Here is a 10,745-nt window from a genome sequence, read left to right on the forward strand (position 1 = left end):
CGCCGGCCCGTCCAGGAATGAGCCCTCGTATGGCCCTGTTCGATCTCCCCCTCGCCCAGCTCGAAAGCTACGCGCCCGAGGTCCCCGAGCCCGCCGACTTCGACGCGTTCTGGCGCGCCTCGCTGGCCACCGCCGCCGGCCGTCCGCCGATCCTCGACCTGCGCCCGGCGGAGCCGACCGGGCTGCGGCTGTTCGACACCTGGGACGTGACCTTCTCCGGCTTCGGCGGCGACCCGGTGCGCGCCTGGTACACCCGTCCGGCCGCGGTGGACCCGGACGCGCCGCTGCCTGCGGTCGTGGAGTACCTCGGCTACGGCCGTGGCCGGGGCCTGCCGCACGAGCGGCTGACCTGGCCCGCCGCCGGGTACGCGCATCTGCTGATGGACAGCCGCGGCCAGGGTGATCTGTACGGCAGCGGCGGGGACACCCCCGACCCGCACGCCACCGCGCCCGGCGGCCCCGGCGCGGTCACCCGCGGCATCCAGGATCCCGAGCAGTACTACTACCGGCGCCTGATCACCGACGCCGCGCGCGCGGTCGAGGCCGTCAGGGCCCTGCCGGGCGTGGATCCCGCGCGGGTCACGGCCGCGGGCAACAGCCAGGGCGGCGGACTGGCGCTGGCCGTGGCCGGGCTGGTCCCGGACCTCGCCGCGGTGATCGCCAGCGCACCGTTCCTGTGCCAGATCCAGCGCGCGATCGAGATCACCGACGCCGCGCCGTACGGCGAGATCGTCGCGTACCTGTCCGTGCACCGCGGCGCCGAGGACGCGGTGCGCCGGACCCTGTCCTACGTGGACGCGGTGAACTTCGTGCGCCGGGCCGAGGCGCCGGCCCACTTCGGCGTGGGCCTGCGCGACACGGTGTGCCCGCCCAGCGGGGTGTTCGCGGCCTACAACCTCTACGGCACCGGCCGCACGGCAGCCGGGACGGACGCGCCGTCGGACGCCGACCGTCCGGAGCGCGCCGTCCACGTCTACCCCTTCAACCACCACGAGGGCGGGGACGCCGTGCACACGCGCCGCCAGCTGCTCTGGCTGCGCGAGCACGTCGCCGATCAGACCCGCTCGACGAGGCTTGCCGCCAACCTGCCGACGAACAGGTACGCCAACGCCGCCAAGCCGTAGTTGAGTACCACGTTCCACCGGGCGCTGTTGGTGTTGAACAGATCCTTGAACCACGCGGCCAGATGCGAGGACCACTGGCCTATCGTCGAGACGATGCTGTTATGACCGTTCGCTCCGATCACCACGAAGATGATGTGGAGCACGATGATCCCTGCGATGATCGCGGCCGCGAGCAGGATGATGGCCGCCGCGCCCTGGTGCTTCTTCCACTCCATAGCCATGCCCCCGGGTTCCCCCGTGACCTGGGATCATGCGCCCTCCATGCGGAAAAACCCGTGCGGTGGGCCGAGATCGGCGCACACCGGCCTCGACCCGGCGCGCCCACCGCGTTGACCTGCCCCTGCGCGGCGCGCTATCGTGCCCGCAGTTATCGTCAATCTGACGCTAAGTCAGGGGGGATCGGGGTATGGGGCACTGGCTTGACTCCTGGACGGCACCGCTCGAGGTGGTCTTGTTCCACTTCGGGCAGGACGCGGTGACCTGGTCCGAACTGCTCGGATTCGTCACCGGCGCCGCGTGCGTGTGGCTGACCGTCAGGTTCCACATCGCGAACTTCCCGATCGGCATCGCCAACAACGTCTTCTTCCTCGTCCTGTTCTGGACCGCCCGGCTCTACGCGGACGCTTCGCTGCAGATCGTCTACCTCGCGCTCGGCTTCCTGGGCTGGTGGGAGTGGCTGCACGGAGGCGAGCGGCGCGGCCGGCGGATGATGGGCCGGGCCTCTGGCCGACTGGTCGGCACGCTGCTGCTCCTGGTCGTCCCGGCGACCTGGGGCCTGACCGCGATCCTGAGCGCCGCGCACGACATCGCGCCGTTCTGGGACGCGCTGACCACCGCGCTCTCGCTGGCCGCGCAGTGGCTGCTCAACCTCAAGAAGCTGCAGAACTGGTACCTGTGGATCGCCGCCGACGTGATCTACGTGCCGCTCTACTTCGTCAAGGTGCTGTATCTCACCGGCATCGTGTACGTGCTCTTTCTCGGCCTGTGCGTACTCGGGCTGCGCGCCTGGGTCAAGGAGATCGGCCCGCGCGACGCCGACCCCGGGGCCGCCGGCCTGGGGAACGTGGCCGCGGCATGACTAATCCGGCGTTCGAACACGGCATGATCATCGGCAAGTTCTACCCGCCGCACGCGGGCCACCACTTCCTCGTCGACTCCGCGGCCTCGACGTGCGCGCGGGTGAGCGTCGTCGTGATGGCGTCGGCGGTGGAGAGCATCCCGCTGGCCGCGCGGGTCGGCTGGCTGCGCGAGGCGTTCGCCGACACGCACGTGGACGTGGTCGGGATCATGGACGACCTCGAGATCGACTACGAGGACGACGGGATCTGGGCCGGGCACGTCGCCCTGATGCGCGAGGCTCTGACCACCGGCAGGCACGCGCACGTTCCGGTCGACGCGGTCTTCAGCTCCGAGCCCTACGGCGCCGAGCTGGCCCGCCGGTTCGACGCGGCGCCCGTGCTGCTGGATCCGGCGCGCGCCGCCGTGCCGATCTCGGCGACGAAGGTGCGTGCCGATCCGATCTCGCACTGGGGCTTGATCGAGCCGGCGGTGCGCGCGTGGCTCGCCCGCCGCGTGGTCGTGGTCGGCGCGGAGTCGACCGGCACCACCACGCTTTCGCTCGGCCTCGCCGCATCGCTGCGGGCCCGCGGCGATGCGCACGCCCTGACCGGGTGGGTGCCGGAGTACGGCAGGACGCTGACGGTGGTGAAGCTGGCCGTGGCCCGGGCCCTGGCCGTGCGCGAAGGCCGGGCGGAGCCGAGCATCTTCGACCTGGTCTGGCAGGATTCGGATTTCCTGGACGTGGCCGAGCGGCAGAGCGCGGACGAGGACCACGCTGCCCGGCGCGGCGGCCCGGTCCTGGTCTGCGACACCGACGCCCTGGCCACCACGGTGTGGCAGGAGCGCTACCGGGGTGCGATCACCGCCGAGGTCGCCGCGGCCGCCACGTCGATGCCGCCGCGCGCTTTGTACATCCTGACCGGCGACGAGGGCGTGCCGTTCGAGGACGACGGCCTGCGCGACGGCGAGCACCTGCGCGCGTGGATGACCGGCCGGTTCCGCGAGGTCCTGGCCGCGCAGGGCACGCCGTGGATCGAGGTCACCGGCAGCCGGGAGGAGCGCCTTACCCGCGCGGTCGCGGCGGTGGACGATCTGCTGGCACGCGGCTGGGGTCTGGCCGACCCGCTCGGCTGAGGTAGTCCGCGAGCGTGCGCGTCGGGGCGAACCCCTGCCGCCGGGCCTTGGCGGAGTCGAGGACGACGGTGTGGGCCAGCTGGTCGAGCGCGTAGGGCGTGAGCCTCGCGATCGACAGGGCACCGATGATCGCCAGAACGGCCGGCGGGACGTGGACGATCCGGGCCGGGCCGCGGCCGAACGCCCTCAGGACGCTGAGTACCGCGTCGTCGCGCGGGTAAGGCTCGGCGTCGACGATGTTGTAGGCACCGGGTGGCCAGGTAGCGGCGGCCAGGCAGGCATCGGCCAGGGTTTCCACGGCGGTGAGACTCAGAATGACGTCACCCCCGGGCAGCGGCATCAGCCCTCTGCGCTGGCAGGCGAGCAGCCTGGGCAGCAGGTGCGGATCGCCGTCCCCGTATACGGCACGCGGGCGCAGGACGACGGCTCCCGCCGCCTGCGCTGCACGGTCGGCGACGGCCTTGGTGGCGCCGTATGCGTTGAGGTGGCCCGCTTCGGCCGGATGGTCCTCAGTGATCAGGTCCCTGTTTCTCCTCGTGTCGTACACGCTGGCGCTGCTGACGTGGACGATCGCGGCTCCCGCCTTCGCCGCGGCCTCGAGTAGGCGCTCGGTACCGTGCACGTTCACGGCCACCTGCTCCGCCTCGGCCGCGCTGCCGCGCTGGTGGTCGCCGACGGCAGCGGCGCAGTGGACCACGACCTCGGCGCCGCGCAGGTCCGGCACCTCGCTCGCCGCGTCCCACGGGATGTGCGTGCCCACGGGGCCTTCGCGGCGAGAGAGGCAGAGCACTTCATCGCCGCGGGCGGCTGCCGCGCGTGCAACGTGGGCCCCGCAGAATCCGCTCGCGCCGGTGACGGCTACGCGCATATCCGTGTCCTGTCTTCCGCGATCCTGCCTTCGACGATCAGGCGGGCGTAGCCGGGTAGCGCGGTCTCGTGGGCGGCCCGGGCTTTGCGCACGCTCGGGTGGTGCGGAGCGAGCGCGCTGAGGAAGTCGGCCAGTTGGGCGCGGGCGAGGTTCGCTCCGGGACAGGCGTGCGATCCCGCGCCGAACACCGCCTGGGCGGCGGCCTGCGGGTCGGCGGCCGTGTCGCGGTGGGATTCGGCGGCGTGGCGCGCGATGAGGATGAGCCGGTCGGACTTGCGGACCTGGAAGTCTTTGCGGCCTGCCTGGCCTTCCCTGCCTGCCTGAATCACTGCGTCCGCCGCGGCGACTCGGGGCAGCAACGGGGTCGGGGCGAGGAGGCGCAGCAGTTCTCTGACGAGCTCGGGTGAGACCTCGTCCCAGAGCCCTGCTCGCGCGCACCACGCGGCGGCACGCGGCAGCGCGGCGACGGTGGTGTTGACGGCGGCTACGGCCAGCATCGCGTCCACGGGCTCTGGTAATAGGGCACTGAGCCGCTCGGCGGCCTGCCGAGCCCGGTCGGCCTGCGCTTTGTCGCGTCGGCCGGGCAGGTGTTCGTGTGCCGCCTCGGCCGCCGCGGCGATGGCGGCTTCGGCGAGCGTGCGCGGGTCGGCCGGGCAGCGCGTCAGGGCGCAGGCGGTCGCGCCGGCGATGTCTTCGGCGAGCGGCACCAGGTCCACCGGGCCGGGCAGAGCCGCGAGGCCGCGTTCGATGACGTCCTGCCAGATCGGGCGCAGCCGCGCCACTCCGGCCGCGCCCAGCTCTGCGGCGAGCGAGCGTCGCGCGTCACGGTGCTGCTCCCCCGCCTGGTCGAACAGCGTCCCGCCGCCGGCCAATCGGGCCGCGGAGCCGCCGGTGGTGCCCTCGGCCTCGCGGTCCAGCGGCACGTTCGTCAGGATCTCCCGGTACACGTCCGGGTCGTGCACGAGCACGGTATGCCCGAGCCGGACGACGCGCAGCGGCCTGGTGGCGCTCAGCAGCGCGAACAGCAGCGGATGGCTGCGCAGGTAGACGCGGCGGTCCCGCGAACGGGCGCTCATCGGCGGCCCGGCCCTCGGTCGCACAGCCTGGCGCACAGCCGCGCCGCCTCCTGCCGGTCCGGCTTCCGGGAGCGGCCGGCCAGCGGGACGCCGCCGAACACGACGGCGTCCGGGCGGGCCCGGCCCATCCGGGCGAGCGGCACCTCGAGGTCTGCGCGCAACCTCCCCCGGTCCGCGCCCTCGCGCGGCTGGATCAGGGCGACCAGCCGCTCGTCGCCGTCGTCACCGCCGCGCCCGCCGGCCGGTATGCCGACGAGCAGCGCCGACTCCACCTCGGGCAGGTGGAGGGAGGGTTCATACAGTCCCGGATAGATGTTCTCGGCCCGTCGCAGCACCATGTCCTTGCACCGTCCGGCCAGCACGATGCTCCCGTCGGCCGCGAGCGTGGCCCGATCCCCCGTGCGGATCCACGGGTCCGGCGCCTCGCCGAGGTAGCGCTCCCGCGCGCCCGGCCCGGTCAGCAGCAGTTCCCCGTCGTCCGCGAGTCTCGCGCGCACCCCCGGCAACGGCCTGCCGACCAGGTCGCCCACGTCCGCGAACGCGGCCTTCTCGGCGTACTCGACCGCGGCCGCCGGAAACAGCTCCGTCAGCGCGTAGACACTCCACGCCTCGCTCGCGCCCGCCGCGCGGATCCGCCCGAGCAGCTGCGCGCTGGCCGGGGCGGAGCCGGTCCAGACCCGTCCCGTGAAGTGTCGGACCGTGCGGGCCTGAGGCGGGGTCAGATAGGTCTCGTCCGGGCGCAGGGACACGATCTGCCGGTTCAGCCGCTGCGGCGTGCGGGCCGGGAGCGCGACCGTCGCCCCGGCGGCGAGCGCCGGTACGAGCACGAAGAAGGTCCCGCCGAGCACGATCGTGCCCGGCCGCGGGCAGACGAGATCCGCCACCGCGCTCATGCCCGCGGCCAGCGAGGCCCGGCTGTGCACGACCGCCCGCGGCGCCGCGGTGGTCCCCGAAGTGAAGACGATCACTGCGTCACCGTCGCCGTTGGCCGTGGCCACCGGGTCTCTAAGGAATGCGGACGCGGAAAGGTCGAGGGCGGGCGCACATCCGAACCGGCGCGGCCCCACCGTCGCCACCGCCGCGCCGAGCCTGCCCAGCGGCGGCAGCGCGAGGTGCGCGCGGCGGGCCAGCGGCGCGGCCCATCCGGCCACCGCCTGGGCCGCCGCGTCGGCGAGGATGAGCGCGGGCGGGGCGAGGGCCAGGCGGGCGCGCAGCACGTCAGGGCCCGCACTCGGGTCGAGCACGGCCACGCGCAAGCCGAGGCGGTGCGCGGCGAGCATCACGGCGAGCGAGCGCGGCCCCGGCCGGACCGCCACGCCGAGCGTGTCCCCGCCGCGCAGTCCGTGCCGGGAGCGGAGGGACGCGGCGTACGCGTCGGCGAGGTCTGCGATCTCGCCGCGGCGGGCGAGCACGCGCGGGGCGCCGTCGCGTCCGGCGCCGAGCAGGGCCGGGCGGTGCGGGTCGCGGCGCAGGGTGCGGTCGAGCAGGTCCAGCGTCATCGCGGTGTCCGTACCCCTTCTCATCGCGGGTCGACGGCGCGCGCCCCGGCCCCGCGCTCCAGATACCAGCGGGCCGTCCCGACCACCCCGTACGCCCGGATGCGGCGGGTGGAGTTGCGCGAGATCATCCCCCGGCGGTGCACGATCGCGGTGGTGTGGCGCCGGACCCGGTTGATGAACATCCGGTCGGTGGGCGCGGGCCGGCGCGGCATCCCGCCGACGGCCAGGTAGAGCCGCGCGGTGATGGCCATGTTGTTGCCCGCGTGCATCCGATACGGCACCAGATATCCGTGCCGGCGGCGGTGCGCGGGCCGCAGCCGGCCGAAGGTGGCGCCGAGCACGACGAGGGTGCGGAACACCGCGCGGCCGACCGGACCGTGCTCGTCGGCCCGGGCCAGCACGCGTCCGCACACCAGGCCGCCGGATTCCAGCAGCCCAGCGCGGGCCTGCGCGGTCCAGTCCGGGCGCGGCAGGCAGTCGGCGTCGGTGCGGGCCAGCAGGCTCGCGCCGTGCGCGATCGCGTAGCGGAAGCCGGTGTCCACCGCGCTGCCCACGCCCTTCTCCGGTTCCAGCACGACCTCGACCGGGAACGGCGCGACGGTGCCGAAAGCGCGTACGAGCTCGACGGTCCGGTCGGTCGAGCCGTTGTCCACCACGAGCAGGGTGAAGTCGCGGTCGTGCTGCCCGGCCAGCGCCGCGAGCACCCCGGGGATCCTGGCCTGCTCCTGGTAGGCGGGGATCACCACCCACAGCTCGGTCACGACACCTCCCACACGATCGTCATCAGGCTGACCCCGCCGCCTAGCCCGATCATCAGGACCCTGTCCCCGGTGCGCAGCTCGGGGTGGATCCGGGCCAGCTGCACCCCGAGCGTGGCGCTGGCGAGGTTGCCGAGCTCCGGGACGGTGACCACGAGCCGGTCGGCGGGCGCGCCGGTCAGCTCGAGGAAGCGCTCGAGGTAGGGCAGCGTCACCTGGTGCACCAGGATGCGGGCGTACGCGTCCCAGCCGAAGCCGGTGCGCCGCGCGACCCGGGTCAGGATGTCCGCGCCGATCTTCTCGAACACCGAGCGCAGTTCGCGGCCGCTGCCGCGGAAGTAGGTGTGCTCGTCGCCGCGCGGGTGGCGCGACCCGCCGCCGGGTATGCCGCCGAGCGTCCAGTGCTCGGACGCGGTCTCGGTGTCGATGTCGAGGATCCCGCCGCGCGGGACGGCCTCGAGCACGACGGCCGCTCCCGCGTCGCCGAAGGTGTAGCCCGCGAACCCGTCGCGCAGCTCGTCCAGGTCGGCCGGGCTCAGCCGCACGGCCCGGCTCGGCGTCTCCCCGGTCACCACCAGCGCCCGCCGGGCCCGCCCGGCCAGGATCATCGCCCGGGCCGTGTCGATGCCGTTGACGAAGCTGTTGCAGGCGTTCGACAGGTCCAGCGCGTGCGCCCGCGAACCGAGCGCGGCCTGCACCACGTGCGCGGTCGCGGGCTCGGCCAGGTCGCGGGTGGCGGAGGCGAACAGCAGCAGGTCGATCTCGAGCGGGTCGAGCGCGGCGTGCTCCAGCGCCGTGCGCGCCGCGCCGATCGCCAGGGTCGAGGCGTATTCGCCCTCGGCGACGAAGCGGCGGGTGCGGATGCCGGTGATCTTCTCGAACATGCCGTCGGCCAGGTGCAGGCCGCTGCCTGCGCCGACCGCGTCCTGGAGTTGCTGCGTGGTCAGCTGACGGGCCGGAAGGCACGATCCGCTCGCGGTGATCCCGACGGCGGGAGGCTGGATGTCCATGGCTTCATGCTGGCGCCGCCGGTCCGGCGCGGCTTGAGTACGGGTACTCAACGGCGGCGGGTGTACGGGCTCAGATCGTGGGGCGTGGGCGGCGTCGTGCCCCGGGAGCCTGCGGTATGACAGAGACCATGCACTCGCCGCCCCCGCCCGGCACGGAACTCGACGATCTCGGCCTGCCGGTACCCCTCGCCCGCCCGGTCCGGCGGGTCGTCTCGCTGGTGCCGTCCCTCACCGAGGCCGTGGCGGTCAGCGCGCCCGGGCTCATCGTGGGCGCCACCGCGTGGTGCACCCACCCGGCCGAGCTCGAGACCGAGCGGATCGGCGGGACGAAGAATCCGGACACGCCCCGGATCGCCGCCATGCGGCCGGATCTGGTGATCGCGAACGAGGAGGAGAACCGGGCGCCCGATCTCGACGCGCTGCGGGCCGCCGGAATCCCGGTGTGGGTCACCCGCGTACAGACCCTGGACCAGGCCTTCGCCTCGCTGGACCGGCTGCTGACGCTCGCCTGCGGCCTGGACCGGCCCGCCTGGCTGGACGAGGCGGTCGCGGCGTGGTCCCCCGGCCCCGGCGCAGTGTCGTCACCGGTGGCGGGCGCCGCGCTGCCACCGCGCACGGCGATCGTGCCGATCTGGCGGCGGCCGTGGATGGTCCTCGGCCGCGACACCTTCGCCGGCGACCTGCTCGCCCGGCTCGGCGTGGCCAACCTCTACGCGCACCACGCCGAGCGCTACCCGGCCGTCCCGCTGGAGACGCTGCGCGCGGCGGGCGCGGATCTGGTGGTGCTCCCGGACGAGCCGTACGCCTTCGCCGCGCACGACGGACCCGAGGCGTTCCCCGGCCTGCCCGCCGCGCTCGTCAGCGGCCGCCACCTGACCTGGTACGGCCCGAGCCTGGTCCGGGCGCGCGAGGTCCTGGCCGGTCAACTCACCGGCGCGGGGTGGCGCGGCGCCACGCGTTCGGCGCAATGACGCCGATCCCCGTGTGACCCGCCGAGGATCGGGTAGCCGGGACCTGATCGGAAAACGGCTGTCACACAGGGAGAGGATGGTGGAACGCGATGCGCGTGTGGGCCACCGTCACGATCGCGCTCGCGGCGGGCTTCGTGTTGGGCCGCGCCTCGACGTGGTGGAGGACGCGGAACGAGGACCGGATGTTCGAGCGCGAATACGCCGAACTCGTCGCGTCCGTAGACCTCGGGGTGCCGGAGTTAGCAGGGCCACCGCCCCGCCCCGGCGCGGGAAGGGCACGCACCTACGCCCTGCACGCGTCGGAGCTCAACCCGCTGCCGCTGAGCGAGCGCGACCGGGCCTACTATCTGGCCAGCTGGGGCAACGTGGTCGGCGAGTTCTCCCGCTCCCCCGCGAGCGGCCTGCTGCTGGCCCAGCATCTGACGGCGAATCTGCTGGTCAACCGGGGCCTGGTACCCGCCGACACGGCCCGCCCCACGCTGCTGCCCGAGTCCTGGGACTTCCCCACCGCCCGCGGCTACGCCCGTGCCCGCAACATCGGGGACCGGGCCGAGACCCAGGCCGCGCACGGCCGGGCCCTGCGCACGCTCGACCTGTCCGACGCGCTGCGGATGTTCGAGGCCTTCTATATGGAGATGCTCGAGCTCGACACCGAGGACTGACGCTCCCGGGCTGACGGGCCCACGGGCTTGCGGGCTCGCGGGCTTCCCGTGCGGGCGACTCAGTCGAAGAACGTCTGGAGCAGCGGCGCGAGCGCGTCGGGCCGCTGCAGCACCGCGTGGTCCTCGTCCGGCAGCACCGCCAGCGTCGCGCCGGGCACCATCCGCGCCACCGCCTTCGTGGCCGCCGCGAGTTCGGGAGCCGTCCGGTCCCCGTAGACCGCGAGCACCGGCACCTCGACGCCGGCCAGCCGGTCCGGCACCAGCCGTTCCCACGGCGCCGCGAGCAGCACGTCGTACGGCAGGCTCGGCGCCTTGTCGGCCAGGAACGCCCAGGTGCTCGCGTCGGCCTTCATCCCGGCGATCCCCTGCTCCGGCACGCCGATCAGCTCGCGCAGGAACAGCTCCACCGCCCCGTTCCGGTCCCCGGCCGCGACCAGGTTCTTCAGCCGCTGATACACCTCGACGGCGGGCAGCGGCTGGTCCTGCGCACTGTAGGGCGGCTCGTAGACGGCCAGCCGGTCGATCGGCAGGCCGTGGCGGGCGCCTTCGAGCGCGAGCACGGCGCCGGAGGAGTGCCCGAACAC

At 73.8% G+C, this 10,745-nt stretch carries 12 protein-coding genes; 5 read left to right on the forward strand and 7 right to left on the reverse strand.

What is annotated here, in order from left to right; all coding sequences use genetic code 11:
* The first annotated feature begins 29 nt into the window (after positions 1-29).
* The gene (locus KDL01_RS34090; RefSeq protein WP_212532813.1) at positions 30-1,124 is read left to right on the forward strand and encodes an acetylxylan esterase; all 1,095 of its coding nucleotides are present in this window, start codon (positions 30-32) and stop codon (positions 1,122-1,124) included.
* Here the strand turns inward: KDL01_RS34090 and KDL01_RS34095 are convergent.
* Positions 1,055-1,345 (reverse strand): hypothetical protein, encoded by a 291-nt coding sequence (locus KDL01_RS34095; protein ID WP_212532814.1) that lies wholly within the window; start codon positions 1,343-1,345, stop codon positions 1,055-1,057. The two genes, KDL01_RS34090 and KDL01_RS34095, sit on opposite strands and share 70 nt — an antisense overlap.
* A gap of 185 nt (positions 1,346-1,530) precedes the next feature.
* Between KDL01_RS34095 and pnuC the strand changes: the two genes are divergently transcribed.
* Together pnuC and KDL01_RS34105 are read left to right on the forward strand one after the other, a co-directional pair.
* A complete protein-coding gene (gene pnuC, locus KDL01_RS34100) occupies positions 1,531-2,202 on the forward strand; it encodes a nicotinamide riboside transporter PnuC (RefSeq protein WP_212532815.1) in 672 nt (223 codons plus the stop codon).
* A complete protein-coding gene (locus tag KDL01_RS34105; protein WP_212532816.1) occupies positions 2,199-3,317 on the forward strand; it encodes an AAA family ATPase in 1,119 nt (372 codons plus the stop codon). Before pnuC ends, KDL01_RS34105 begins: the two co-directional genes overlap by 4 nt.
* Here the strand turns inward: KDL01_RS34105 and KDL01_RS34110 are convergent.
* Genes KDL01_RS34110 through KDL01_RS34130 form a run of 5 tightly spaced genes read right to left on the reverse strand, consistent with a single transcriptional unit; the run spans position 3,247 to position 8,528 of the window.
* Positions 3,247-4,185, reverse strand: coding sequence for an NAD-dependent epimerase/dehydratase family protein (locus KDL01_RS34110; protein ID WP_212532817.1), 939 nt, complete (start codon positions 4,183-4,185; stop codon positions 3,247-3,249). The genes KDL01_RS34105 and KDL01_RS34110 overlap by 71 nt on opposite strands.
* Positions 4,176-5,261: a cytochrome P450 family protein gene (locus KDL01_RS34115; protein ID WP_212532818.1), complete on the reverse strand. Its 1,086-nt coding sequence runs from the start codon at positions 5,259-5,261 to the stop codon at positions 4,176-4,178. Before KDL01_RS34115 ends, KDL01_RS34110 begins: the two co-directional genes overlap by 10 nt.
* Positions 5,258-6,760 (reverse strand): class I adenylate-forming enzyme family protein, encoded by a 1,503-nt coding sequence (locus tag KDL01_RS34120; protein ID WP_212532819.1) that lies wholly within the window; start codon positions 6,758-6,760, stop codon positions 5,258-5,260. The genes KDL01_RS34115 and KDL01_RS34120 overlap by 4 nt, the downstream gene beginning before the upstream one ends.
* Before the next feature lie 20 nt (positions 6,761-6,780).
* Entirely contained in the window at positions 6,781-7,512 is a 732-nt protein-coding gene (locus KDL01_RS34125) for a glycosyltransferase family 2 protein (RefSeq protein ID WP_246577397.1), read from the reverse strand.
* A gap of 5 nt (positions 7,513-7,517) precedes the next feature.
* Positions 7,518-8,528 (reverse strand): 3-oxoacyl-ACP synthase III family protein, encoded by a 1,011-nt coding sequence (locus KDL01_RS34130; protein ID WP_212532821.1) that lies wholly within the window; start codon positions 8,526-8,528, stop codon positions 7,518-7,520.
* Positions 8,529-8,644: 116 nt separating this feature from the next.
* Here KDL01_RS34130 and KDL01_RS34135 point away from each other — a divergent pair, with 116 nt between their 5' ends.
* A complete protein-coding gene (locus tag KDL01_RS34135) occupies positions 8,645-9,499 on the forward strand; it encodes a helical backbone metal receptor (RefSeq protein WP_246577396.1) in 855 nt (284 codons plus the stop codon).
* Positions 9,500-9,588: 89 nt separating this feature from the next.
* Positions 9,589-10,161, forward strand: coding sequence for a hypothetical protein (locus KDL01_RS34140; RefSeq protein ID WP_212532822.1), 573 nt, complete (start codon positions 9,589-9,591; stop codon positions 10,159-10,161).
* 59 nt (positions 10,162-10,220) lie between these two features.
* On the opposite strand, the gene KDL01_RS34145 is transcribed toward KDL01_RS34140, so the two are convergent.
* The coding region (locus tag KDL01_RS34145) for an alpha/beta fold hydrolase (protein WP_212532823.1) at positions 10,221-10,745 on the reverse strand (525 nt) is incomplete at its 5' end.

It is taken from the genome of Actinospica durhamensis (genome assembly GCF_018139695.1).
GTDB lineage: Bacteria > Actinomycetota > Actinomycetes > Streptomycetales > Catenulisporaceae > Actinospica > Actinospica durhamensis.